General features: G+C 67.5%; 23 protein-coding genes. 8 read left to right on the top strand and 15 right to left on the bottom strand.

Going from position 1 to position 25,163, the window contains the following annotated elements; genetic code table 11:
• Nucleotides 1-68: 68 nt before the first annotated feature.
• A complete protein-coding gene (locus ACWDPV_RS19305) occupies nucleotides 69-1,562 on the top strand; it encodes a protein kinase domain-containing protein (protein WP_449744238.1) in 1,494 nt (497 codons plus the stop codon).
• A gap of 8 nt (nucleotides 1,563-1,570) precedes the next feature.
• Here ACWDPV_RS19305 and ACWDPV_RS19300 read toward each other — a convergent pair whose 3' ends face one another.
• The 7 genes from ACWDPV_RS19300 to ACWDPV_RS19270 form a co-directional block, all read right to left on the bottom strand.
• A complete protein-coding gene (locus ACWDPV_RS19300) occupies nucleotides 1,571-2,227 on the bottom strand; it encodes a hypothetical protein (RefSeq protein ID WP_449744237.1) in 657 nt (218 codons plus the stop codon).
• Nucleotides 2,224-2,883 carry a TetR/AcrR family transcriptional regulator gene (locus ACWDPV_RS19295; protein WP_449744236.1) on the bottom strand — a complete coding sequence of 220 codons (660 nt, stop codon included), beginning with the start codon at nucleotides 2,881-2,883 and terminating at the stop codon, nucleotides 2,224-2,226. Before ACWDPV_RS19295 ends, ACWDPV_RS19300 begins: the two co-directional genes overlap by 4 nt.
• A gap of 58 nt (nucleotides 2,884-2,941) precedes the next feature.
• Nucleotides 2,942-3,562, bottom strand: a complete 621-nt coding sequence (locus ACWDPV_RS19290; RefSeq protein ID WP_348809385.1) for a nitroreductase family protein — start codon at nucleotides 3,560-3,562, stop codon at nucleotides 2,942-2,944.
• A gap of 86 nt (nucleotides 3,563-3,648) precedes the next feature.
• Nucleotides 3,649-4,059 carry a hypothetical protein gene (locus ACWDPV_RS19285; protein ID WP_449744235.1) on the bottom strand — a complete coding sequence of 137 codons (411 nt, stop codon included), beginning with the start codon at nucleotides 4,057-4,059 and terminating at the stop codon, nucleotides 3,649-3,651.
• Between the two features lie 55 nt (nucleotides 4,060-4,114).
• Entirely contained in the window at nucleotides 4,115-5,965 is a 1,851-nt protein-coding gene (locus ACWDPV_RS19280) for a carboxyl transferase domain-containing protein (protein WP_449744234.1), read from the bottom strand.
• Nucleotides 5,962-6,561: an RDD family protein gene (locus ACWDPV_RS19275; protein WP_348809388.1), complete on the bottom strand. Its 600-nt coding sequence runs from the start codon at nucleotides 6,559-6,561 to the stop codon at nucleotides 5,962-5,964. The genes ACWDPV_RS19280 and ACWDPV_RS19275 overlap by 4 nt, the downstream gene beginning before the upstream one ends.
• Nucleotides 6,554-7,315 carry a hypothetical protein gene (locus tag ACWDPV_RS19270; protein WP_348809389.1) on the bottom strand — a complete coding sequence of 254 codons (762 nt, stop codon included), beginning with the start codon at nucleotides 7,313-7,315 and terminating at the stop codon, nucleotides 6,554-6,556. The genes ACWDPV_RS19275 and ACWDPV_RS19270 overlap by 8 nt, the downstream gene beginning before the upstream one ends.
• 111 nt (nucleotides 7,316-7,426) lie before the next feature.
• Between ACWDPV_RS19270 and ACWDPV_RS19265 the strand changes: the two genes are divergently transcribed.
• The gene (locus ACWDPV_RS19265; RefSeq protein ID WP_348809390.1) at nucleotides 7,427-7,897 is read left to right on the top strand and encodes an SRPBCC family protein; all 471 of its coding nucleotides are present in this window, start codon (nucleotides 7,427-7,429) and stop codon (nucleotides 7,895-7,897) included.
• A 79-nt stretch (nucleotides 7,898-7,976) separates the two neighbouring features.
• Here the strand turns inward: ACWDPV_RS19265 and sucD are convergent, their stop codons facing one another.
• Both sucD and sucC read right to left on the bottom strand, forming a co-directional pair.
• Nucleotides 7,977-8,879 carry a succinate--CoA ligase subunit alpha gene (sucD, locus tag ACWDPV_RS19260; RefSeq protein WP_348803052.1) on the bottom strand — a complete coding sequence of 301 codons (903 nt, stop codon included), beginning with the start codon at nucleotides 8,877-8,879 and terminating at the stop codon, nucleotides 7,977-7,979.
• Between the two features lie 13 nt (nucleotides 8,880-8,892).
• The gene (sucC, locus tag ACWDPV_RS19255) at nucleotides 8,893-10,056 is read right to left on the bottom strand and encodes an ADP-forming succinate--CoA ligase subunit beta (protein ID WP_348803053.1); all 1,164 of its coding nucleotides are present in this window, start codon (nucleotides 10,054-10,056) and stop codon (nucleotides 8,893-8,895) included.
• A gap of 362 nt (nucleotides 10,057-10,418) precedes the next feature.
• Between sucC and ACWDPV_RS19250 the strand changes: the two genes are divergently transcribed.
• Nucleotides 10,419-11,534 carry a M23 family metallopeptidase gene (locus tag ACWDPV_RS19250; protein ID WP_425476229.1) on the top strand — a complete coding sequence of 372 codons (1,116 nt, stop codon included), beginning with the start codon at nucleotides 10,419-10,421 and terminating at the stop codon, nucleotides 11,532-11,534.
• 348 nt (nucleotides 11,535-11,882) lie between these two features.
• On the opposite strand, the gene ACWDPV_RS19245 is transcribed toward ACWDPV_RS19250, so the two are convergent.
• Nucleotides 11,883-14,363, bottom strand: a complete 2,481-nt coding sequence (locus ACWDPV_RS19245; RefSeq protein WP_449744233.1) for a UvrD-helicase domain-containing protein — start codon at nucleotides 14,361-14,363, stop codon at nucleotides 11,883-11,885.
• A 343-nt stretch (nucleotides 14,364-14,706) separates the two neighbouring features.
• Here ACWDPV_RS19245 and ACWDPV_RS19240 point away from each other — a divergent pair, with 343 nt between their 5' ends.
• Nucleotides 14,707-16,290, top strand: coding sequence for a hypothetical protein (locus ACWDPV_RS19240; RefSeq protein ID WP_449744232.1), 1,584 nt, complete (start codon nucleotides 14,707-14,709; stop codon nucleotides 16,288-16,290).
• Nucleotides 16,291-16,299: 9 nt separating this feature from the next.
• Here the strand turns inward: ACWDPV_RS19240 and ACWDPV_RS19235 are convergent, their stop codons facing one another.
• Complete coding sequence (locus tag ACWDPV_RS19235) at nucleotides 16,300-18,288, bottom strand: hypothetical protein (protein WP_449744231.1); 1,989 nt, start codon at nucleotides 18,286-18,288, stop codon at nucleotides 16,300-16,302.
• Nucleotides 18,289-18,335: 47 nt separating this feature from the next.
• Between ACWDPV_RS19235 and ACWDPV_RS19230 the strand changes: the two genes are divergently transcribed.
• Both ACWDPV_RS19230 and pgi read left to right on the top strand, forming a co-directional pair.
• Nucleotides 18,336-18,710, top strand: a complete 375-nt coding sequence (locus ACWDPV_RS19230; RefSeq protein WP_449744230.1) for a chorismate mutase — start codon at nucleotides 18,336-18,338, stop codon at nucleotides 18,708-18,710.
• 56 nt (nucleotides 18,711-18,766) lie between these two features.
• Nucleotides 18,767-20,440, top strand: coding sequence for a glucose-6-phosphate isomerase (pgi, locus tag ACWDPV_RS19225; RefSeq protein ID WP_449744229.1), 1,674 nt, complete (start codon nucleotides 18,767-18,769; stop codon nucleotides 20,438-20,440).
• A 21-nt stretch (nucleotides 20,441-20,461) separates the two neighbouring features.
• Here the strand turns inward: pgi and ACWDPV_RS19220 are convergent, their stop codons facing one another.
• Complete coding sequence (locus ACWDPV_RS19220; protein ID WP_449744228.1) at nucleotides 20,462-20,998, bottom strand: hypothetical protein; 537 nt, start codon at nucleotides 20,996-20,998, stop codon at nucleotides 20,462-20,464.
• 18 nt (nucleotides 20,999-21,016) lie between these two features.
• On the opposite strand from ACWDPV_RS19220, the gene ACWDPV_RS19215 reads away from it, so the two are divergent.
• Nucleotides 21,017-21,697 carry a hypothetical protein gene (locus ACWDPV_RS19215; protein WP_449744227.1) on the top strand — a complete coding sequence of 227 codons (681 nt, stop codon included), beginning with the start codon at nucleotides 21,017-21,019 and terminating at the stop codon, nucleotides 21,695-21,697.
• A gap of 150 nt (nucleotides 21,698-21,847) precedes the next feature.
• Here ACWDPV_RS19215 and ACWDPV_RS19210 read toward each other — a convergent pair whose 3' ends face one another.
• Genes ACWDPV_RS19210 through ACWDPV_RS19200 form a run of 3 tightly spaced genes read right to left on the bottom strand, consistent with a single transcriptional unit; the run spans nucleotide 21,848 to nucleotide 24,296 of the window.
• Nucleotides 21,848-22,591 (bottom strand): SDR family oxidoreductase, encoded by a 744-nt coding sequence (locus ACWDPV_RS19210; protein ID WP_449744226.1) that lies wholly within the window; start codon nucleotides 22,589-22,591, stop codon nucleotides 21,848-21,850.
• Nucleotides 22,592-22,608: 17 nt separating this feature from the next.
• Nucleotides 22,609-23,379 (bottom strand): SAM-dependent methyltransferase, encoded by a 771-nt coding sequence (locus ACWDPV_RS19205; protein ID WP_449744225.1) that lies wholly within the window; start codon nucleotides 23,377-23,379, stop codon nucleotides 22,609-22,611.
• Between the two features lie 14 nt (nucleotides 23,380-23,393).
• Nucleotides 23,394-24,296, bottom strand: a complete 903-nt coding sequence (locus tag ACWDPV_RS19200) for a DNA-formamidopyrimidine glycosylase family protein (RefSeq protein ID WP_449744224.1) — start codon at nucleotides 24,294-24,296, stop codon at nucleotides 23,394-23,396.
• Nucleotides 24,297-24,321: 25 nt separating this feature from the next.
• Between ACWDPV_RS19200 and ACWDPV_RS19195 the strand changes: the two genes are divergently transcribed.
• The gene (locus tag ACWDPV_RS19195) at nucleotides 24,322-25,065 is read left to right on the top strand and encodes a 3'(2'),5'-bisphosphate nucleotidase CysQ (protein WP_449744223.1); all 744 of its coding nucleotides are present in this window, start codon (nucleotides 24,322-24,324) and stop codon (nucleotides 25,063-25,065) included.
• Nucleotides 25,066-25,163: the final 98 nt, after the last annotated feature.

The following is a 25,163-nucleotide window of genomic DNA, read 5'->3' as shown; positions in this document are numbered from 1 at the left end:
CAGTGGTAGTGTCCGAAGCTCCTCTGGCCGCCCTGTGCCCGAGATGACTCCAGGAGCGACACCCCGATATGTTCCCGTCAGGAACCGACCGCGCGGGAACCATGCTGGGGCAGTATCGGCTCGAGGAATTGCTCGGTCGCGGCGGGATGGGCGAGGTGTACCGGGCCACCGACACACGACGCGGCCGTGTCGTCGCGATCAAACTCCTCAGCCGCACGGTCAACGACGACCCGACCGCTCGGGACCGTTTCATTCGCGAGACGCACATGGCTGCGGCGCTCAATGATCCGCATGTCATCCCCATCCACGACTGGGGCACCATCGACGGGCAGCTCTTCATCGACATGCGGCTGGTCAACGGCCGCGATCTACGCCAGGTGCTCGCCGAGGACGGCCCGCTGCCTCCCGAACGCGCACTGCACATCGTCGAGCAGATCGGCGCCGTCCTCGATGCCGCGCACCATGAGGGCCTGACCCACCGGGATGTCAAGCCGGACAACATCCTTGTGGATCGGAACGACTTCGCCTACCTCGTCGACTTCGGACTGGCGGTGACCTATTCGGATACGCGCTTCACCCAAGCGGGCCATACGATCGGATCGTTTCGCTACATGGCGCCGGAACGATTCGCCGACGACACCGTCGGCCCGCCCGCCGACATCTACGCGCTGACCGGCGTTCTCTACGAATGCCTCTCCGGCCAAGCACCTTTCGCGCAGCTGACGAATCCGGAACAGATCATCTCCGCTCACCTTCATCAGCTCCCGGCGTCGCTGAACTCACCGGTCGACGCGGTGATCCGGCGGGGCATGGCCAAGGATCCGGCGGATCGCCATCCCGATGCCGCGACGCTCGTGGCCGATGCCCGGGGCGCTGTGCACCAGCCCCCGGCGGCAGCCATGCCAACCGCGGGCAATCCGGCGGGGCTCCATCCGGCTGGTGTCGTCAGTACCCCGACCCAGGTACCCACAGCGCGACCCACGACGGAGTTCAGTCACCCCACGGTGGTGCGCACCGCCCGCGATCCGGTGGCACCGATACCGACGCAACCGGTCCGGGGAGCCTCCCGAGCGTCGACCTACGGCTTGATCGCCGTCATCGCGGTTCTCGTGATCGCCCTGCTCGGCGTCGGCGGATGGTTCCTCACGACCACGGCCTCCGACGAGCCGTCGGAGAATGCGGCAGCGCCATCCCTCCCCGAATCCTCGGTGGCCGCCGCGCCGTCCGTCGTGCCGTCGCAGGTGCCTCCACCGCTGTCGGCCGCGCCGTCGGCCCCGGTCCTGCCCGCCAACGGTCGACAGGTCTGGCGGATGCCCCTCGGCAATGCGGTGGTGATCCTGTATCTGTCCCCGTCGGGGGATAACTGGCTCGAGGTCGCCACACCGGGCGGCCTGGCCGGTAGTGCCCGCATCTGGTCGCAGACATCCGGATGGCAGGCGTCACCCTCCTATTCGGCTGCGCCGCAACAGTTCTTCACGCCGGCGGTGTACGCGCCCGCCAACACCTGCATTCGAATCATTGTCACCTACGCGGGCGATACGATGAACCGGCAGATCTGTTAGGCCGCGCCTCAGCTGTACGTCGACCCGTTCCACTGCAACGTGCGACGAGTGATGGTACCGCTCGCGCAATCCGGCTCGCAGTCGTTGGCGCTCGCCTCAATCGCATAGCGACCACCCTGCGGGCCGACCAATTCGGCGTAGTAGTAACGGTTTTGGCCGGTCTGATAGGACCGTTCGATCGGCGCGAAGCCGTCCGCGGTGGGGACGAGGACGATCACCCCGTCGTAGCGGCCGGGGTTGTAGATGACGAAGGTGTTGCCGGTGTTATCGGTGGCCGGGTTGGCGAACCGCCACTTCACGGTGGTCGGGCCGGAGTCCTCGGCGTGGGTCCATTGCACGCCCGCCGCGTTCTGCGCGACGAGGCAGGCCTGACCGCCACCGGAGCCGCCGGCAGTGCTGATCGCGAAGATCCGGGTCGGTCCCCAACCCGGATGGGTGATGTCGGTGGTCCCGACGACCGATCCACCCGAACACACGATCGCGGCCCCGGAGAACTGCGGGGTCACCGGCAACGGCGCCGAGGCGTTCCCACCACCGGCGGCATCGTCCTCACTGGTGGCCGACCCCGAGACCGAACAGCCGGTGACACCGACGGCGAGGGCGACGAACACGGCAACCCCGGCCCCGCGGAGTGCCCGGATCGGTGACGACAGGCGGCGCGTCACGGTCGACCCGTCTCGTCTCGGGGCGGGGTCGCCGGGACATGCAACGCCGCCAACGCCATCGCAGCCAGCAGCCGGCGCAGGCGGCACGGATCGAACTCGGGAAGTCGCGGTGAGGAGTTCAGCAGACCGAACATCGCATGGACACGCACCCGTGCCTCGTCTCGTTCCAGACCGTCGATGCTCTGCGCGGATTCGGCCATCAGCACATCCACCCACCGCTCGACGTACCGACGCTGCAGACTGCGGACCTCGTGGTTCGCCTCGGGCGTCAACGACGACAGGTCACGGTCCTGCACCGCGATGAGATCCGGCTTGGTCACCAGCACGTCGATGTGAAATGCGATGAGCGCGTTGAGGGTTGCGGCGGGCGGATCACCACGCTCGACCACCTCGGTACCGCCGGCGTAGAGCCGCCGGCTGATGTCGAGCAGCATCTCGTCGAGCAGTTCGGATTTCGAGGCGAAGTGACGGTACATCGCCGGTCCACTTATCCCGACGGCGCCGCCGATGTCTTCGAGCCGCACGCTCGCGAATCCACGTTCGGCCATCTGCCGGGCGGCCGCGGTCAGCAGATCGGCGCGACGTGCCGCCTTCGCCGCGGATCGCCGATTGGGCGGGCGATCGGCAGGCGGGCGCGGGGTCTCGGAGTCGGCCATGGTGTCTGTGAACTCTACCGGCCACAACCGTACGGGTCCGGTAGCCGCCTGAAACGGCTCACCATCCGTCGATGTGCAGGACGTCATCGAGCGGTTTGCGACCGGCGGGTTTGAAGTCGGTGCCCTTGGTGTAGGCCACCGGCAGCAGCACCCCCTGGTGCACGGTCGACGGGATGCCGAGCAGGTCGGCGATCTCCTTCTCGTAGGTCAGGTGCAGCGTCGTCCACGCCGAACCCAGCCCGCGGGCGCGCAGCGCGAGGCTCAGGCTCCACGCCCCGGGCAGCAGCGATCCCCACACTCCGGCCTGATTGCCGGCCGGCAGGTCACCACCGGTGTAGATCGCGCCGATCACGAGCACCGGAACCTCCCCCATGACGTCGGCGAGGTACTGGGCACTCGACGCCACCCGACGTGCGGTGTCATCGGGCAAGGTCTTGGCGGCGGAGTAGGCGGCGAAGGATCGGGCGTAGAAGTCGCCGACCTTCTTCTTCAGTTCCGGATCGGTGAGCACGATCCAGTGCCAGGTCTGACTGTTGCTCCCGGTGGGCGCCTGCATCGCCACCTCCAGGGCCTCCCGCACCACGTCGATCGGGACGGGTCGCTCGAGGTCGAGGCGTTTGCGCACCGACCGGGTGGTGGTGAGCAGTTCGTCGGGATTCAGTGGCAGTAACTCGGTCATCTCACTCCTCGGGTGGTGGATGGTCGACGACGCGGTGGCCGTCTTCCCCATCTTGCACGCCCGAGGCGAGGTGCCGGCCCGGGAGGTCAGTCGCGGTGGAACTGCGCGGTGACATCGCCTCCGGTGGCGGTGATCGACGTGTCGGTGATGGTGATCGTCCAGTCACCGGCCGGGCAGTTCCCGTAGGTCACCGTCGACGTCGCGGTCACGGTGGAGCCCTCACGCGACGTCTCCTTCCAGGTGGCGCCGCACGAGCCGGCGACGTCGACCGTGGCGAGGAACGGGTTGTCGGAGACCACTCCGAGGTGCGCCTCGCTCGAGCGTCCACCGGCCTTCCAGGTCCCGGTCCACGATCCGGACAACGCACTCGATGCGGGCACGTCGATCGAGTTGGAATCACCCGACACCGGTTCCGATGCGTCACTGCCGCAGGCGGTTACCCCGATCGCCAGACCTGCCGTCAACAACACCGCCGACATCCACCGACGCTTGTCCATCCCCCACTCCCATCCGTTCGCGTTCGCGACCCGCGAGCCTATCAGTCCAGCAGCCTCAGTCCATGAGTCCGTGCCGGTCGAGGTAGGTGATGAGTCCCGGCGTCAATGGCAACTCGCGCATCTGCTCGGTCGTGAACCACCCGGCGTCCGCGGCGTCGTCGGCGGCCGTCACATCAGTGGTCAGCGGCGTCGCCACGAAGTCGTGAACCTCGAAGACCGCGCCCATCCCATCCGGGATGTCGACCACCCACGCCTCGTCGAGCACCTCGATGACGATGCCGGTCTCCTCGGCGATCTCCCGGATCACCGCCTGCTGCAACGACTCTCCGGGCTCGACCTTGCCACCCGGGACCGTCCACAGACCGGCTTGCGGTTCGTGTGCACGCTGCACGAGCAGGAATCTACCCGCGTCGTCGCGCACGATGGCACCGACCGCGGGGATTCGCGGGGCGACGGGTACTCGCGTCCGTGCCGCCGGTGACGGCCGCGCGATCCCGTCGAGTGCGGCTCCGATCGCCGCCCGAATCCCGGGCATCGACGACGGGGACGGCGCGTCGACGATGGTGTCGATCACCGACCTGCGCGCGAGGTCAACCGACAGAACATGTTGTTGTGCAGCCATTTCCGCGGCGTGCTCGATATCTCGGTGCACGATCAGACTCGCACCCTCCGGTGGCAGCGGCGACAACCAGGAGTCGACGGTCGCGATGCGCCGATCCGCCGGGAACAGTGACAGCGCCGCACCGCCACCACCTTGGCCGAGCAGCACCGATACCGTGGGCGCCGGCAGCGCGATCAATTCGGCTGTGCACCGGGCGATCTCACCGGCGATGCCACCCTCCTCGGCGGAGGCCGACAGCCGGGCTCCCGGGGTGTCGATGACGGTCACGACCGCAATCCGCAGGTCCCGGGCGAGGGCAAGTCCCCGTCGGACCATCCGGAGATGTTCGGGTCCGATGAACTCTCCGGTCCGCTGCCGGTCGGCGTCCTGGCCGATGACCAGTGCGGTGCGGACACCGAAGCGGCTCAGCGCCAGCACGATCGGACCATGATCCGCGATGATCACGGCGTCTTCCGGCAGGAGTTCGCGAACCCCGGGGCGCCCCGGGTGACGGGTGGCGGTGATCGCGTCCCATGCGGACAGCGGCGTGCCGAGAGCGGCGGGTCCGGTCGATGGTATCTGTTGCGGCGCAGGTGAATCTGCGGATTCCCGGATCGCCGACATCAGGATTGTCACCAGCCCCGCGAGCCGATCACGCAGCTCGTCCGCCGGCACGACGTCGTCGATCAGCCCGTGCCGCAGGAGGTTCTCCGCGCGCTGCACACCGTCGGCGATGGGTTCGCCGGTCAGTCCTTCCACCACTCGTGGGCCCAGGAACCCCACCAGCGCATCGGGTTCGGCCCAGGTGACGTGGCCGAGCGAGCCCCACGACGCGAACACTCCGCCGGTGGTCGGATGCCGGAGGTAGACCAGGTAGGGCAGCCCGGCGGCCCGATGATCGACGACGGCGCCGGTGATCGCGGCCATCTCCAGGAATGCCGGTGTGCCCTCCTGCATTCGGGTGCCACCCGAACACGGCAGGCCCACGACCGGCAGCCCGTCGGCCGTCGCCCGTCGGATGGCGGTGGCGATGCGATGGCCGGCCACCCGGCCGATCGAGCCGCCCAGGAAGGCGAATTCACTGACGATGAGCGTGACCGGTTCGCCGGCGATCTCGGCCCGGCCGGTGATCACCGACTCGTCGGTGCCGGATCTCGTGGCGGCACGGCGCAACTCGTCGGTGTCGACGTGCTGCGGGATGTCGTCGGGAGTGTCGTTCCACGCCGTCCAGGTGCCCGCGTCGACGAGGCCGTCGATCAGCTCCAGAGCACGGGAACCCTTGTGCCCATTGGTTTCCCCGGTCACCGCGAGTACATCACCCGGGTGCGTACGACGAGGTCGGCCGCCGAACGCCGCTTCCGGTCGACGGCCACCCACAGCAGCCCGACGGAGAAGAACACGCAGATCAGCGCACGGACGAAGGCGACCGACGGACGTACCCGCGGTTTTCCTTTGCGGCTGACCAGACGCAAGCCCATGACCACCGAGCCGGCGGTTCGCCCCGAGACCGCCCAGCAGGAGGTCAGATACAGCAACGACACCAGGACGAAGGCACCGACGGTGAAGAACGGGTTGGCCTCGGGCAGGGAGAAACTCTGCACGTTGTAGATCAGCCGGGCGACGACGAAACCCACATACATCCCACCCATGATGATGACGACCACCAGCACATCCACGATGGCCCCGATTCCGCGACTGACGATTCCGGCCGGTCGGTCGGTGTCGAGAATCTGGTTGGTACCGGGCTCGGAGACCGGGACGTGATGCGCATGCGACTGTCCGGCACTCGGTGTGGCGGACGACGCGGGGCGCCCCGGATGCAGTGGCGTCACCGTGGCCGGTGGCGTGGGGTCGTCCGGCTCCGGATTCGGGGATACCGAATGTGGTTGGGGTTCAGCCATTTCGGCGTTCCTCCACACTCTTGCGGCGAAGCATCCGGTTGACGAGTTCGGCGACGGCGTCGTCGGCCCGCTCGCTGGTGCCGCGTACGTCGGTCATCACGTCGGCGGTGACCGAGGTGCTCGCCTCCCGGATGATGTCGGGGAGGTCGACGCCGTCGATGATCTCGTCGGCCAGCCCGATGAGATCGATGCGGTTGATGATGGCGTCGATGTCGACGCGTGTCACCGCCCGGTCGAGGTCCACCTGGGCCACGATCGCGTCGATGTCGACGGTCTCGACGACGGCGCCGATGTCGACCTTGTCGACGATGGCCGCCACGTCGAGTCGCCCGATGAGGGCGTCGAGGTCGATACCGGCGAGCAGGGCGTCGAGATCCAGGCGCGCCAGGATCGCGTTGAGGTCGAGGCGCCCGAGCAGGGCATCGAGATCCACCTGGGCGAGGACGGCGTTGAGATCGACCGCCCCGAGGAGTTGATTGAGGTCGACGTTGTCGACGATGACCTCGGTGACGTCGACGGCCGCGGTCACCTCCTCGACGACGGTCCGGATGGTGGCACGCAGCGATGTGCGAGACGCCTCGAGGGCTGCGGCGCCGGCGCCGTCGACGACGTCGTGCGCGGTACGGCGCACCGATGCCACCGCACCACCGGCCACCGGGACCCGCTCGGCGATGTCGGCGGCGGCGGACGCGATCTGCCGCGGAATGCCCAGCACGGCGAACACGCCGGGCCGCGCGGATCCATCGTCACTCACCGACGGATTATCGCACGCGCCACGCCTCGAATCCGACGATCACCGATGACTTTTCAGCGACCCGACGGTCATAATCGCCGACAACACCGCACCGATGACAGGAGCCCTGCCGTGGCCGATTCCTACTCCGTGACCCGCCGCACGACGATCGCCGCATCACCGTCGGAGATCTATGCGCGCATCAACGATCTGCACCGGTGGGTCGACTGGTCACCCTGGGAGGGGCTGGATCCCGAGTTGCAGCGCACCTTTTCGGGATCCGAGGCCGGGGTCGGCGCACGCTACGCGTGGTCGGGCAACCGCAAGGCCGGGGCCGGCGAGATGGAGATCATCGAGGCCACCGAACCGTCGCGCGTCGCGGTCGATGTGCGGTTCGAGAAGCCGATGAAGTCGACCAGCGTCAGTTCCTTCGACATCGTCGGCAGCGGAGCCGACGGACCCAGCGAGGTCACCTGGACGATGACCGGCAAGCACTCACTGTTCAGCCGCGTGGCCGCACCGCTCGGCTTCTTCGACAAACTCCTCGGCAAGGACTTCGAGAAGGGGTTGGCGCAGCTGAAGTCCGTCAGCGAGAACGGTTAGGCACCAGAAACACGAAAAACTCCCACCTGCACGGGAAACATTGTGTGCAAGTGGGAGTTTTGCGTGTGGGGGGTGAGGCTTACAGCGCCTCGTACAGCTCCCGGGCCAGCTTGGCGGTCTCGGACGGCGTCTTGCCGACCTTGACGCCGGCGGCCTCGAGGGCCTCCTTCTTGGCCTGCGCGGTTCCGGAGCTACCGGAGACGATGGCACCGGCGTGACCCATGGTCTTGCCCTCCGGTGCGGTGAAGCCCGCGACGTAGCCGACGACCGGCTTGGAGACGTTGGCCTGGATGTAGTCGGCGGCACGCTCCTCGGCGTCGCCGCCGATCTCGCCGATCATCACGATGACCTTGGTCTCGGGGTCCTTCTCGAAGGCCTCGATGGCGTCGATGTGGGTGGTGCCGATGACCGGGTCACCGCCGATGCCGATGGCGGTGGAGAAGCCGAGGTCACGCAGCTCGTACATCATCTGGTAGGTCAGGGTGCCGGACTTGGAGACCAGGCCGATCGGCCCCTTGCCGGTGATGTTGGCCGGGGTGATGCCGACGAGGGACTCGCCGGGGGTGATGATGCCGGGGCAGTTCGGCCCGATGATGCGGGTCTTGTTGCCCTTCTCGACGTTGTAGGCCCACGCATAGGCGCTGTCCTGCACCGGGATTCCCTCGGTGATGACGACGAGCAGCGGGATCTCGGCGTCGATGGCCTCGATGATGGCGTCCTTGGCGAACTTCGGCGGCACGAAGGCGATCGAGGTGTCGGCCCCGGTCTCCTTGATGGCCTCGGACACGCTGCCGAAGACGGGCAGCTCGAGATCCGAGCCGTCCTTGGCGGTGTGGGCGACGGTGGTGCCGGCCTTGCGCGCGTTGACACCGCCGACGATGTTGGAGCCCGCCTTGAGCATCAGTGCGGTGTGCTTGGTGCCCTCACCGCCGGTGATGCCCTGCACGATGATCTTGTTGTCTTTGTTCAGGAAGATCGACATGGCTACTCAGTCCTCACTTGCTCGCCAGTTCGGCGGCCTTGTCGGCGCCGGCGTCCATCGTTTCGGCGAGCGTCACCAGCGGGTGATTCGCATCGGCCAGGATCTTGCGGCCTTCGTCGACCTTGTTGCCGTCCAGACGGACGACCAGCGGCTTGTTGGCCTCGTCACCCAGCTTGTTCAGCGCGCCGACGATGCCGTTGGCGACCGCGTCACACGCGGTGATGCCACCGAAGACGTTCACGAACACGCTCTTGACCTGCTCGTCGTTCAGGATGACGTCGAGTCCGGCGGCCATCACCTCGGCGGAGGCACCGCCACCGATGTCGAGGAAGTTGGCGGGCTTGACGCCGTTGTGGGCCTCACCGGCGTAGGCGACGACGTCGAGGGTGGACATGACCAGTCCGGCGCCGTTGCCGATGATGCCGACCTCGCCGTCGAGCTTGACGTAGTTGAGGTCGTTCTCCTTGGCCTTGAGCTCCAGCGGATCGGTGGCGTCGCGGTCCTCGAAGGCCTCGTGGTCGGGATGCCGGAAGTCGGCGTTCGCGTCGAGGGTCACCTTGCCGTCGAGGGCGAGGATCTGATCGTCGGGGGTACGGACGAGCGGGTTGACCTCCACCAGGGTGGCGTCCTCACCGACGAAGACCTCCCAGAGCTTCTGGATGGTCACGGCCGCGGCGTCGAGCACCTCGGCGGGCAGCTTGCCCTTCTCGGCGATCTCACGGGCCAGCGCGAGATCCACACCGGTCACCGCATCGACCGGCACGCGTGCGAGTGCGTCCGGGTTCTCTTCGGCGGTCACCTCGATCTCCACGCCGCCTTCGACCGAGCACATGGCCAGGTAGGTGCGGTTGGCGCGATCGAGCAGGAAGGAGATGTAGTACTCCTCCGCGATGTCACTCGCCTCGGCGACGAGCAACTTCTTGACAACGTGGCCCTTGATATCGAGGCCCAAGATGTTTTCGGCATGCGACTGTGCGTCATCAGGGGTCGCGGCGTACTTCACGCCGCCGGCCTTGCCACGTCCACCGACCTTGACCTGAGCCTTGATCATCACAGGCTTGCCGATTTCCTCGGCGATCGCCCGCGCGTCGGCGGCAGTATCGGTCACCCGCCCGGGTGTGGTGGGAACCCCATGCTTGGCGAACAGTTCCTTCGCCTGGTATTCGAAGAGATCCATTCAGCTCACCATTTCGTAGATTTGCCCGCTGGTCTGGGTGTAACGCGGGCCATATCGGACTCTAAACCTGCCGCAGATCGGCGTTTCGGAGACCTCCTCACCTTGTGCGACAGATCACTCGGTCGGTCGCCCCGATGCCCTCGACGCCCGATCTACATCTCATCGCATTGATGCTTCGCCAGATCTCAATTCTGCAACACATCCTGTGACCCAACTCACTTTCGGTGCCGTTTCTTGTGCGCAGGGTTGGACTTGTCGCAATCATTTCGTTACCGTCGGCAGGCAGTCAGGGTCATTCAGGGGGTACAAACGCCCGCGGGACAAAGGTTTTTCGGAGCCCTGAACTCACACAGGTAAGCGAGGTGGACGACTTGGCGGGACATGGTTTTCCAGGCGGGTCGTCTGCCGGCAGCACCATGACAGGTGGGCGCAGGCGTCTCGACGATCGATTCGACGACGTCACCGCCGATGAGATGACCACGATCATCCCGATCGACGAGTCCGACGCCGCCGATCTCGATTGGGACGTCGACACCGAGCCGGCCTCCTCGCGCCGCACCCGCCGAACCACCACCTCGGAGATCACCCAGGACATCCTCATCCCCGAGGGTGAGTTCGACGAGTACCGCCATGACGAACCGTTCGACGTCGTCGGTGCCGCCGCCGACGATTTCGACGACGACGCCGACCGCGGCGCCCTCTCCGATGAGCCGGCGTTCCGTCGCAACCCGGCGAGCGCCCCGAGTCGCTCCCGCGGCAAGCACCGCATCAGCGCGCCCCCCAAGGCCCTGCGTGGCGGTCGCGCCGCATTTGTCGCCATGGCAGCTGGCGCAGCCGTCGCCGCCGCGGTGACGCACTCCGAAGCCTCCGATGACGCCGCACCGGCCACGTCGCCGATGCCCGCGGCCGCCACCGGCGATGCCGCAGCCGCACCGGCCGTCACCGGCCCCGGGATCGCGCCGTCGACCCCCGATCAGGACATGAGCATGTACGCCGACCAACTCGTGGTCGGCAAGCAGCTCGCCGATGCCGAGGCCGCCCGCGTCGCCGCCGCGAGCAAGCCGCTGTTCGCCTCCCCGCTTCCGCTGGGGTCCTACCAGTTCACGTCGACCTACGCGATGCGCTGGGGCAGTTTCCACGCCGGCGTCGACTTCGCCGCCCCGCTGGGCACCCCGATCCACGCCGCCACCGACGGTGAGGTGATCGCGGCCGGACCGGCGTCGGGATTCGGCAACTGGATCAAGGTCAAGGCCGCCGACGGCACCGTGACCGTGTACGGGCACATGTATTCCAACGGCGTCCTCGTCCACAAGGGACAGCACGTCGTGGCCGGAGACGTGATCGGCCTGGTCGGCAACGACGGCCAGTCCACCGGCCCGCACTGCCACTTCGAGGTGTGGCTCAACGGCACCACCAAGATCGATCCGGCCCCGTGGCTCGCCTCGCACGGTGTGCGGATGGCCGCCTACACAGGCTGACGGCAGCACCACCCCCGCATCACTGACAGCGCCCTCTGCACCACTGACAGCGCTCTCTACCGCGTTGACAGCGCCCTCCGCACCACTGACAGCGCTCTGGTTTCCGTTGACAGCGCCCTCATTTCCGTTGACAGCGCTCTGGTTTCCGTTGACAGCGCTCTGAATTCCGAGCAGGGCGCTGCCAACGTCCTGTAGAGCGCCGTCAACGTCGAAGCGAGCGCTGTCAACGTCGAGCAGAGCGCCGTCAACGTCCAGCAGAGCGCTGTCAACGTCCTGTAGAGCGCTGTCAACGCAAAACCGAGCGCCGTCAACGGAATTCAGAGCGCTGTCAACATCGCGCGGTCGCGGCTACAGCTTCTCCCCCGGTATCCCACCGATGGTCAGCAGGGTCATCCGTCCGGTGTTGCCGCCGTAGTCGATGACGACACGCTCGGTGGCGCCACTGCCCTCCTTGGCGACGACCTTGCCCATCCCGTACTTGGGATGATTGTGGCGGTCGCCCACCTCGAGGTGAATCTGCTTGTTACGCCCGCGATTCGGGTCCGCGGAGAACGACGACCGGCCCAGGCCACTGCGTCCCTCATCCCGGCCGAACACGCCGCCGGAGGAGCCGAAGCCACGGCCGCCCCGCTTCTTCTCGGTCTTGCGCCAATCCACCAGGTGCTGCGGAATCTCTTGCAGGAAACGGGATTCCGGATTGGACACCGGTTGGCCCCAGGACGCCCGGGTGAGCGCACGACTCAGGTACAGCCGCTCCTTGGCGCGGGTGATCCCCACATAGGCCAGGCGGCGCTCCTCGCTGAGCTCGTCCGGGTCGCCGAGGGCCCGCAGATGCGGGAAATGCCCGTCCTCCCAACCGGTCACGAAGACCACCGGGAACTCGAGGCCCTTCGCGGTGTGCAGCGTCATCAGGGTGACCACGCCCTCACCCTCGTCGGGGACCTGATCGGCGTCGGCGACCAGCGACACCCGCTCCAGGAACGCCGCGAGCGATCCGGGTGCCGGCTCACCCTCACGCAACTGCGCGCGCTCGGAGTCGTCATCGTCGTCGAGGTCGTCCGCCTCGGCTGCATCGCGACTGAATTCGATTGCCACCGAGATCAATTCGTTGAGATTGTCGAGCCGGGCCGCGTCCTGCGGATCGTTCGAACCCTCCAACTCGGTGCGGTAGCCGCTGCGGTCGATGATGGCGTCCACCAACTCGCCGATGTCGGCTCCGTCGCCGGTCGCGTCGACGACAGCGGCGTCCGGGTCGTCCGACTCGGCGTCACCGAAGGTGGTGAGGAAGTCGTTGCGCAGTCCCTCGATGAGGTCGACGAATCCACCGATCTGTTTGACCGCGCGGGTGTTGAGAAGCGGAACCCCGCCCTGGGCGCCCTCGATGAGTGCCTGATAGAACGAGATCCCCCGGTTCTCCGAATGCACCGCCACACAGGCCTCGGCGCGATCGCCGATCCCGCGACGCGGCGTGTTGAGAATGCGGCGCAGACTCACCGAGTCCTCCGGGTTGGCCACCACGCGCAGGTAGGCGACGACGTCGCGCACCTCCTTGCGCTCGTAGAACTTCGTGCCACCGACCACCTTGTACGGGATCCCGTGGCGGACGAACACCTCTTCCAGGGCGCGGGAGCCGGTGTTGGTGCGGTAGAAGACGGCGATGTCGGAGTAGGTGTTGGACTGCGCGCCGCCGATGGTGTGATCGGTAAGCCGCTCGATCTCGGTGGCGATGAACATCGCCTCCTCGCGATCGGATTCGGCCACATAGCCGACGATCAGTTCACCGTCACCCGAGTCGGTCCACAGTCGCTTGTCACGACGGTTCGGATTCTGCGCGATGACCGCGTTGGCCGCCGACAGGATCGTCTGGGTCGAACGGTAATTCTGTTCCAGCAGAATCGTTTCGGCATTGGGGAAGTCGCGCTCGAATTCGACGATGTTGCGGATGGTGGCACCACGGAAGGCGTAGATGGACTGATCGGCGTCACCCACCACACACAACTCCGACGGCCCCACCGCCGACTCGTCGTCGTCACGCCCGACCAACTCCCGGACCAACACGTACTGTGCGTGGTTGGTGTCCTGATACTCATCGACCAGTATGTGCCGGAATCGACGACGGTAGTACTCGGCAACCGACGGGTGACTCTGCAGCAGTGCCACCGTCTCGCCGATGAGGTCGTCGAAGTCGAAGGCGTTGGCGGTCTGCAGGCGCCGCTGGTACTCCGCGTAGATCTCGGCGATCGTGCGCGCGGTCGGCTCCTCCCCCGCTGCGGCGTGCGCGTCGTCGGGGGCGATCAACTCGTTCTTCAGATTCGAGATGCTCACCGCCACCCCGCGGGGACTGAATTTCTTCGGATCCAGATCGAGATCGCGGATGATCATCCCGAGCAGGCGCTTGGAATCATCGGAGTCATAGATGGAGAAGTTGGAGTTGCGATTCTCCAGCAGTCCGGACTGCGCGCGCAGGATGCGCACACAGGTGGAGTGGAATGTCGAGACCCACATGTAGGCGGCGCGCGGTCCGACCAGATCGATCACCCGCTCGCGCATCTCGGCGGCGGCCTTGTTGGTGAAGGTGATCGCCAGGACCTGTCCCGGCGTGACGTCACGAGCCGCGAGCAGGTAGGCGATGCGGCGGGTGAGCACCGCGGTCTTGCCCGAACCGGCACCGGCCACGATGAGCAGTGGCGGGCCGCTGTGCAGGACCGCGGCCCGCTGCTGCGGGTTGAGCCCGTCGAGCAGACGGGCAACACGGTCGTCGGCCGCCGCACCCGCGGAATCGGGCCGGCCGGGAACGACTCGGGCGGGGGGAACAGAGCTGGTGGTCATCGGTAGTTCAGGCTACTCCGGGGCTCCGACAGGACTCGCGGGGGCGAAATCGTCGCGATCCCGCCGATTCGCCATGCGGCAAACCGGGCATCGGTCGGTGCGGATACGATGACGGAGCACCGCGGGGGGCGTCGATGCGAGATCGGTCACCTTCTGCCACCGCCAGGGAGGAACGAGCAGGAATGTGGTCGCATCCGGATCCACCCGTTACCGGGCCGCGGCCGTCATTCGGTCGTCGCATGCCGAGTGCCGGTGACGCCTCACTCGTGCTTGACTCCACCCGAATGACTCAGGATGGTCCACCCGTCCGCCGGCCGATGCCGACTGCGCAGGGAAGCGAGCTATGAACACCTCGAAGATCACTGGCCTGGTACTCGCCGCCGTCGGCGCAGTCGCCGTCATCATCGCGCTCATCTTGTCGTTCATCCCGTGGGGTATCGAGGGCTCCGGCGGGCCGACCGCAGCATTCGCGGCACAGAACGACCTGGACGACACCGCGTTCCAGTACGGCACCAGCCCGGGAGCCAAGTACAGCGGTTCGCTGACACGGACCTACTCCGACGGCGACGTCGTCAAGGTGGAGTTCACCGATCTGATCGTCACGCTGTCGGAGAACGCCAGCGGGACGATCACGGTCAACAATCAGCAGGCCGAGTACACCCAGATCGGCAACTATTACTTCGCCAAGGGGCCGACGGCCTTCTGGAACGGCATCCTCACCGAGCAGCAGAAGGAGAATCTCGACCTCGGTCCGGTGGACAACAAGTGGGCCAGCGCCGAGGCCGCGTTGCCGAAGCTGGGATACGTGCTGTCGCCGAACATCCTGGCCGGGCGTCTCAACGCCGACCTCGTCGACGCCCCCGACCTCGGCGCACAACTGTCGACGCCGAACAAGGACACCCCGGACGCGCGGTTCTGGCCGACCTCCGATCCGCCGATCACCGCCATCGGTGACAACCAGGTGAAGACCGGCGAGTGGACCATCACCTTCGATCCGTCGACCAAGGCCATCACCCACATCAAGGGCTCCTACAAGGTCGAATCGACGACCACCGCCATCGACGCCGATGTGACACCGTTGCCGTTTGCCGAGGTGTCCTCGGTGTTCACCGAACAACATTCCCTGGTGGCCGATCTGACGTCGGTGCCCATTCCGGGCCTGCGGATCGACGACGTGCCCGGCGGTCAGGCCGGTCAGGTGGGCTGGAAGCAGACCGGTGGCTGCACCACCGCCGCATGCGGATACGACTTCACCGTCGGCGGTACCCCGAAGGCGGGCTCCGACGGCCGGCCGGGCCACGTCAACTACGGATTGAAGGTCAACTTCGAGGTCAACGATCTGCCGGCAGGTGCGCTCGGCGGTACCTGCACCCCGGTGGTCCGCACCGACTTCGACCGCACCGCGGGAACCCGGTGTACGGCCACCAACCTCGGTAGCGGCGACGGCAGCATCCGGCCCAACGTCACCTACACATACCTGCCGTTCCTCGACTACACCGCCGACCGGCTCAACTCATACATCGATGACAACAGCACCGCCACCCAGCGCCAGTTCACGATGGTGCGCACCGGGACGAAGAAGCCCGAGGCCGCCGATTATGGCTTCAGCGTCACCGCACTGCCGAGCAGCTACGCGGTCAAGGCCGGCGACTATCTGTTCGACGGATACGGCCCGGCGGGCGACTACCTGGTGTCCTTCGCCGAGGGGTATGCCCAGCACGTCACCGGAACGACCTTCGATTCGAGTTGGCCGGGTACGCAGACGTTGCGTGATCAGATGCGCCGGCAGGTCGAGGCCGCCGGTGACAACGGGACCATCGCGTACTACGCGGCGGAGCAGTCGACCACCGATGCCCTCAAGGCGATGGTGGCCGAGGCCGGGTACGGCGACAAGATCCTCGTGTTCTACAGCGAGCCGGAGGACTGACCGACTCGCCTATTGCCCCAGCAGCCGGGCGTCGACGACCTCACCGACCCGGCCGTCGCCGGTATGCAGTGCCAGCCCCGGGGTAATCGGTGCGATCGCGACGGCAGTGCCCCGTCCGTCGAGCTGGACGTAGACGACGTGCAGTCCGGCCTGGACGGGGACCCGCACCGCCGGGCCGCCCTGCAGTGACAACTCGACCGTGCCCGCCGCGTTGGCGCAATAGCCGAGCGCGACGGTCCAGCGCCACTGGATGAGCGGGCCGTCGAGTTGCAGGCGGTCGGCACCGGTGAGCTCCGGGCGGGCGCAGGTCCCCGACCCGGCCGCGAATGTGCGGCGCGGGGTGACCGCGCCGGGCGTGAGGTTCCCCGCGGTGTCGAGTACCGAGAGCTTGTCGGTCCACGAGCCGAAGTCCGGGCGGTCGGCCAGCCGCCCGAACGTCGCACTGATCTGGTTGTACGGATAGGCAACGGGCAGAAGCACTTCCAGCGGTAGTGCCTGATCGAACATCGGATGGTTGCGGTTGGCGGCGAGCGATTTCTTCGCGTTGGCCAGGTACGGACCGGTCGGGTCGTCGCTCCACGACGACTGGTACGACGCCGTCGAGATGAGCGAGGACGCGACGGCCAGCGCAGCGAGCACGGCCACCCCGACCGCCAGGATCGGCCCGCGCTCGGAGTGCCGATCCCGGTCGAGGTCGGTTGTCGCCGCCTCGTGTCGGTGCCGACGGGTCGACCGGGCCGGTGCCGCGATCACCAAGGCCAGCGCGGCGACGATCACCAGCGCGGAGTCCGGCAGGTACCGCATCGTCTGAGCCAGTTCGAGGGCGGTGTTGGCCGAGGACCGGTTCCACATCACCGGGACCTGCGCGATCACCACGTAGAGCGCGGCACAGACGAGCACGGCGATAACACCGCGACGGGCGCGCACCGCCCACACGGTGAAGGCGGCCACCACCACCCACCCGGCCACGATCATCCACACCGCGGGGAAGCCCATCGGCGGGCTGGGGATCCACCGTTCCCAGTCCCACGGGCCGCCGACCAGCGACGGGACGACGGCCCGGTTGATCGAACGCCAGACCAGCTGGGCGGTCTGCGACAGGGAGTGCGCGCCGGCGGTGGCATCCGACACCGACAAGAACAACAACACCCACGCCACGAAGATCGCGCCGAGAGCGGCCCACAATGCGCGGGCCCGGACGACTGCGATCCCGAGTGGCCCCAGGTGGGCGTCGCGATCCGGTTCGTCGTCGGGCGTCGTCGGCGGTGATGTCGGCCTCGGTGAGGTCGGCGCCGGTGACGATGTCGGCGAAGCGAACCGGGCGACCAGCACCGCGACCACCAACGCCACCGGCACGATGTACAGCGATTTCTCGAAGAACGCCAACGCGACAACGAAGATCACCGCGGAGCGGATGACGATCAGCCGTCGGCGACGTGGAGTCGGATCGTCGCGCACGGCGATCACCGCGTCGGCGATGATCCACGCCATCGCCGCCTGGAACGGCAGCGAATTGAGCCCGGCCGACCACCAGATGAAGGCCGGCACGGTCATCGGGGTGACGAGGTAGAAGGCCAACGCGCCCAGCCCCGCCAGGTCGCGCGTCACATCGCGCGGTCCGTCGGCGGATGCGAGCAGCACCCGGATCATCCGCCACACCGCCAGCGATGCGAGTGCCTGAAGGATCACCAGGGTGAGCGCAGGCGCCACCCACTGCACCGGCGCCACGACCGTGGAGATCCCGGCGACCAGGAAGGCCGCGGGCATGAAGTGACCGTCGTGGCTGTTGCCGAGGAACTCCCACGACAGGATCGGCATGGTCGAGGCGCGCCCGATGAGGATCAGGTCGTCCCAGTAGAAGTTCCCGGTCGCGACCAGCCAGCCGCGCACGACGAGCTGCGCGATGATCAGTGTGAACGCGGCGGGCATCACCAGGGCGGCCAACCGCGCAGCGGTGGCAGGTGCGGGGGCGGACGGCGACGTCACGGCACTCGGCATGGCGACCAGTGTCCCTGGCGCGGCGAGCGCGTGGCAAAATCGGCACGATGACCGACCCCAGCAGCCAGCCGTCGCCCGGACCCCGGGTGCCCGGAGCCCAGTCGAGCGGCACGGGCGCTTCGTTCGCCGATTCGATCGACCTGTCGTACTACGAGCTGTCCGCCGATGTCTCCGAACTCTCCGACGACATCGATGTGCTGCGGGGCGAGATCGATCGTCTCGACGCGATCATCCTGGCCGCGGTCAAACGTCGCTCGGCGGTGTCGAAGAAGATCGGCGCCGCGCGGATGGCCTCCGGCGGACCGCGTCTGGTGCACAGTCGCGAGGTCAAGGTCCTCGACCGGTTCGCCGAACTCGGCCAGGAGGGGCACACCCTCGCCATGCTGTTGTTGCGCCTCGGACGGGGCCCGCTCGGCCGCTGAGGCCTCCTCCTCGGGAGGTGTCGCGGGGCTCGGCATCAGCACATAGGGTGGTGTCCATGAGTGACCTCGATGGCACCGAGCACGACATCACCGCAACCCCGTCCTGGCAGGCCCTGACCGCACATCAGGATCACGTCGCGTCCATGCATCTGCGGGAGGTGTTCGCCGCCGACCCGGACCGCGGTCGCGAACTCGTCGTCGACGTCGGCGATCTGCACATCGACTACTCCAAGCATCGCGTGCTGCGCGAGACGCTGGAACTGCTGTTCAGCCTCGCCCGCGACGCCGGCCTCGAGGACAAGCGCGACGACATGTTCGCCGGCGTGCACATCAACACCTCCGAGGACCGCGCTGTCCTGCACACCGCACTGCGCCTGCCCGCCGATGCCGAACTCGTCGTCGACGGTCAGAACGTGGTCGCCGACGTCCACCAGGTCCTCGACGCGATGGGCGCCTTCACCGACACGCTACGCAGCGGAGAATGGAAGGGCCACACCGGAAAAGCCATCACCGACGTCGTCAACATCGGTATCGGCGGCTCCGATCTGGGGCCGGTGATGGTGTATCAGGCGTTGCGGCACTATGTGGATTCGCCGATCCGGTGCCATTTCGTGTCCAACGTCGATCCCGCCGACATGGTGGCCACCCTCGACGGCCTCGACGCCGAGACCACTCTGTTCATCGTGGCGTCGAAGACCTTCAGCACGCTGGAGACGCTGACCAACGCAGCCGCGGCCAAGCGGTGGCTGCTCGAGGCGCTCGGCGCCGGCGAGGATGCGGTCGCGAAGCACTTTGTGGCCGTGAGCACCAACGCCGATCGGGTGTCGGCGTTCGGTATCGACACGGTCAACATGTTCGGTTTCTGGGATTGGGTCGGCGGCCGGTACTCGGTCGACTCGGCGATCGGACTGTCGGTGATGGCGGCCATCGGCAAGGACCGATTCGGTGAGTTCCTGCACGGCTTCCAGCTGGTGGACGAGCACTTCCGCACCCAGCCACTCGAGCAAAACGCCCCGGTCATCCTCGGCCTGATCGGCTTGTGGTACTCCAACTTCTGGGATGCCCAGTCACGGGTGGTGCTGCCCTACTCCAATGACATGGCGCGATTCGCGGCGTATCTGCAGCAGCTGACGATGGAGTCCAACGGCAAATCGGTGACCGCAGACGGCCATCACGTCACCGCCGACACCGGCGAGGTGTTCTGGGGCGAGCCGGGCACCAATGGCCAGCACGCGTTTTATCAACTGCTGCACCAGGGTACGCGGATGATTCCGGCCGACTTCATCGGATTCGCCGATCCCACAGACGATCTGCCGACCGTGGACGGCACCGGTTCGATGCACGACCTGCTGATGAGCAACTACTTCGCACAGACCAAGGTTCTCGCCTTCGGCAAGACCGCCGACGAGATCGCCGCCGAGGGTGTCGCACCAGAAGTGGTGCCGCACAAGGTGATGCCGGGAAGTCGGCCGTCGACGTCGATCATGGCGCCGACACTGACGCCGTCGGTCATCGGCCAATTGGTCGCTCTGTACGAGCATCAGGTGTTCGTCGAGGGCGCCATCTGGGGGATCAATCCCTTCGACCAGTGGGGCGTGGAACTCGGCAAGACCCAGGCGATGGAACTCCTCGGCGTGATCACCGAGTCCGATGCGCCTGCGGCACTAGATGATTCGTCGACCGACGAGCTGGTGCGCTGGTACCGCACGCACCGGGGCCGGAAGGTTTGAGACTTGCCGCTCCCGCCCGGTTCAGTCCCAGCGAGCCGAATCGAAGACCTCGTCGGGAATGACGTCACCGGGTTGCAGATCGAGGGCCTCGATCCGCGCCATCAGGGCGGCGCACGAGGCGATGTGGGAAATCAGATCGGCGGGTTCGGCGGCACGTTCGGCCGGGTCACCACCGATGAACTCGGGGACGGTGGGCGGCACACACTGACCCAGCGCGAGATCGTCGACACCGGTGGCCTCCCGCCACGCGTCGAAACTCTCACCATCCACCGCCTCGGCGATGTCACCGTCGGCGATCGCGGCCAGCACCTCGTCGACGGTGGCCAGCGGACCCGAACTCCCGCTGGAGGCGTCGAATCCGACGACCGTGTCGGCGTCGAGTGTCTCGTCGTCGGCAAGGGTGAAGTACACGATGCCGCGCCAGTCGGCGGCGAAGGCGGCGAGGTCCTCGCGCCCGAAGACATCGCGCAGCAATTCGTTCACGCTCCCGGTCACCTCCGACGAACCGAAGACCTGAAACACCCCATGGGCCACCACCTGACTCGTCGTATTCGACACATCGGCTACCTTACGCAGGTGACCACGTCTGCGCCGTCCCCTTCCCGGGGGTGCTCACGCATCCTCGGCACGGTACTGGCCGCTGCCGCGCTCGCCGTGACCGCGACCGCCTGCTCGTCGTCGACCCCCTCGTCGGCGCCGGGCACATCGTCGTTCCCGACATCGGTGCCCGTGTCGGTTCCCGCCGGTGCCCCCGCACGTACCGGGCCCGGCACGACGCTGGACTTCGGCGACTCCGCGGTGCTTCCCGTCAACGCCTTCGCACCGTCCGGGGCGACCGCGATGTACACGGTCACCGGGATCACGCCCGGTGAGGGCGTCCCGGACACCTCGACGCAGGGCGGTAAGGCGTACTTCGTCTACCTCACCGTCACGTCGCTGGCGGCGCGTCCGTCGCCCGCTCCCGGGGTGGTCGGGTTCGCCGGCAGCCCGGACGGCCATACCGCCGCGCTGACGCTGCCGCCACCCGTGCCGTTGACGGCATGCGCCAACCCGGAACCGCCGGAGACGATGAAGCGCGGGGACTCGTACGCCACCTGCCTGGTCGCCTACGCCGACGCCGACCAGGAACTGACGAGTGTCATCTACTGGGCCGACACCACCGGCGATGAGGGCTTCGACTTCAAGTCCTCGCCGGTGCTGTGGGGGACGCCGGTCGTCCCGTCGGGCAGTTCGACGGCACCGTCGGCGCCCGCCTGACAGCTCAGTCGTCGATTCCGAGCACTACGACGTCGCCGGTCGCCGGCAGCAGATACGCCGTCGCCCGCCAGTCGTCACCGGTGAACGCCGCGTCGACCCCCGCTCCGCCGAGCACTTCTCCGGCCGGGAGGTCGGCGGCCAGTTCGAACCTCAGATCATCCGGCGGGTGATCGCCGACGGCAGGAACTTCAGGGCCGCGGCGATCGGCACCCACGGCCACGACGGCACCGGAGCGTAAGCCTTCTCGGCCTCGATGGCTGCGACCATGGCGCGCACACCGTCGTCGGTGTCGGCCATCAGTGAGGTCTTCACGCCCCGGTTGATGTCGGTTTGGATGTAGCCGGGCAGCACGATCGACACCGTGATCGGTGAGTTCGCGAACTCCGCCTGCAGGCCCTGTCCGATCGCGGTCAGTCCCGCCTTCGACGCCGAGTACGCGGTCTGTGCCTTCGGCATGCCGCGGATGGCGCTCATCGAACTGATCAGGACGAGGTGGCCGTGATTCTGTGCGCGGAAGATCTCGAGTGCGGCCTCGGCCTGCGCGAGCGCGCCGATCAGGTTGGTCTGGATGGTCTCGATGTTGGCGTGCATCTTTCCGGTGCCCAGTGGCGCACCCTTGCCGAGGCCGGCGTTGACGATGACGCGGTCGAGGCCGCCGAGGTCGTCCCGCAGTTTCCCGAACGCCACGGGCACGGTGTCGACATCGGTGACGTCGAGTTCGGTCACCGCCACCTGCGCGGCCGCCGGCCGCAACTCGTCGGCGAGGGTCTCGAGCCGATCGATGCGGCGGGCCGCGAGCCCGAGGGACCGGCCCTTCGCGGCGAACTCGCGGGCCATCCCCTCGCCGAGTCCCGAACTCGCGCCGGTGATGATGATCTTGTTGCGTGCACTCACATCGGCCAACCTACCGATCACCACCGCATCACGAGTACCGCGGTCTGGCCGTCGGGTCCCTCGATCACCTCGGTCCGTGCGTCCGGGGCGAGTGCGGCGGCCACGGGGACCTGCGCGAGATTCATCTCCAGCGCCAGCACGCCGTCATCGGCGAGATATCCGGACGCGGCGGAGACGAGTTCGCGGATGTGATCGAGGCCGTCGGCGCCCGCGGTCAACGCGGCACGGGGTTCGTGGTCGGCCGCTTCGCGGGGCATGAGGTCGATCGCCGCGTCCGGGACGTAGGGCGAGACGGCCGCGATCACGGTGACGGCTCCGACGCAGCCCGTCGGTAGCCCCGACAGGCCGTCGCCTCGATGAACGTGACCGTGTCCCAGCAGGTTCTGACGCGCGTACCGCAGCGCCCGGTCGTCGATGTCGGTCGCATGGACGTCGGCCTCGGGCAGCCACGCCTGCGCGGTTGCCGCGACCGGGGCGACCCCGCTGAACGTCTCCACGATGAGGGGGCGCCGGACGGTTGCCCCGCGCGCGATCGTCACCGCCGCGAGCACCTCGGATCGCTTGCGCGGCACGAAGACACCGGGGCCCACCGAGAGGCGTCGGCCGGCGAACTCCACCCAGCCGACGATGTGCTCGAGTGGTTCACCGGCGATGCGACGCGCGACGAAGCGCTCGAGTTCTCCGGTGTCGCGGGCGGATTGGCGCAGTATCGTCGCCTCCTCCTCGGCGAAGACACATCCCGCCCGACGCAACGCGGCGACCAGCGAATCCCGTTGGTGCGCCGCCACTGTCGTGCCGGCTCTCACTTGAGTAGTCGGGACATGCGACGGTCGGCGAGGATCTTGCCGCCGGTTTGGCAGGTCGGGCAGTACTGAAAGGAGCGATCCGCGAAGGACACCTCGCGGATCGTGTCACCACACACCGGACAGGGCAGACCGGTACGTGCGTGCACCTTGAGTCCGGTTCGCTTCTCGGACTTGAGCTTCGCCACGCCCTGACCTTCGAGCCGGCCGATGGCGTCGGTGAGGACGTCCCGCATCGCCGCGTACAGGGTGTCGACCTGTTCTGCGTTCAGGGTTTTCGCCGACGCGAACGGTGACAGTTTGGCGGCGTGCAGGATCTCGTCGGAGTAGGCGTTGCCGATGCCGGCCATGACCCGCTGATCGGTGAGGACGTTCTTGATGCGTCCCGTCGCGCCCGCCAGGATGTCGGCGAACTCGTCGCGGTCGAGCGCCAGCACGTCGGGCCCGAGGGTGGAGATGCGTTCGACGTCGGTGATGTGGCGGACGATCCACACCGCGAGACGTTTCTGGGTTCCGGCCTCGGTGACGTCGAAGCCCTCCCCACCGCCACCGGCGGCCGGCATGCCGCAGTGCACCCGGAGCGCGATGGGGCTCTTGCCGCCGGGGCGCAGCGGCCGCGGCGAGAGGTCGTCACTCCAGCGCAGCCAGCCCGCCCGGGAGAGGTGGATGACCAGGTTGATCACCGGTTCGGGGTCGTCGGGCGTGCCCGGGATTGTGCGGATGATGACGTACTTTCCCACTCGGCCCACCGATTCCACGGTCCGGCCGACCAGGGCGGTGTACGGCGGATCGGCGGTCTTGAGGACCGACAACGACGCGACGTCGACGCGGCGGATCGGCAGTCCGGCGGCACGACCGTCCACGAAATCGGCGATCGCGGCAACCTCGGGCAGTTCGGGCATGGCTCCAGTGTGCTCTAGTAATCAGATGAGTTCCGCTCTTTCCGACGCCGAGTTGGCCGCTCGTATCGCGGCGGGTGCCGGTGAGATCCTGCTCGGCGTGCGGTCCGGCGGTCTTCTCGGTGGTCGGCTTCTCGGTGATGCGGGTGATGCGCTGGCACAGGCGTGGATCGGGACGGTGCTGCAGCGTCACCGGCCGCGCGATGCGGTGCTGAGCGAGGAGGCCGTCGACGTCGGCGACCGGATGAGCGCCGATCGTGTCTGGATCATCGACCCGCTCGACGGCACCAGCGAATTCGCGGCCGGCAGCAGTCACTTCGCGGTGCACGTCGCCCTGACCCGGCACGGCGTGGTGACCGATGCGGCCGTATCCCTGCCCGCGACCGGCGAACTCTTCCGCACCGACACCGTCGATCCCCCGCCGACGCAGCCCTCCGGCCGGATCGCGACGTCGCGCTGGGGAACCAGTTACGAGGTGGCGGTGGTGGCGCAGCGTCTACATCTGCACACGACGCCGATCGGGTCCGCCGGGGCGAAGGCGATGGCCGTGGTCCGCGGCGACGCCGATGCGTACGTGCACTCCGGCGGGCAGTACGAGTGGGATAACGCCGCACCCGTCGGGGTCGCGCTGGCCGCCGGTCTGCACTGCAGTCGCCTCGACGGGTCGGAGATCGTCTACAACCGGCCGCAGCCGTACATGCCGGACTTCGTCATCTGCCGGCCCGAGCTCGCCGCGCCCATCCTCGACATCATGGGTGAGACCTGGTGGTGAGACCACTCAGCCCTTGCGGATGAGGTAGATGTCCATGATCCAGCCGATCCGCGGGGGGGGGGCGGGGCGCGCGGGGTGGGGTGTAGACACACCTCAAA

The sequence above is a fragment of the Gordonia sp. NPDC003504 genome (assembly GCF_053587995.1).
This window is presented reverse-complemented; position numbering and strand designations above follow the sequence as displayed.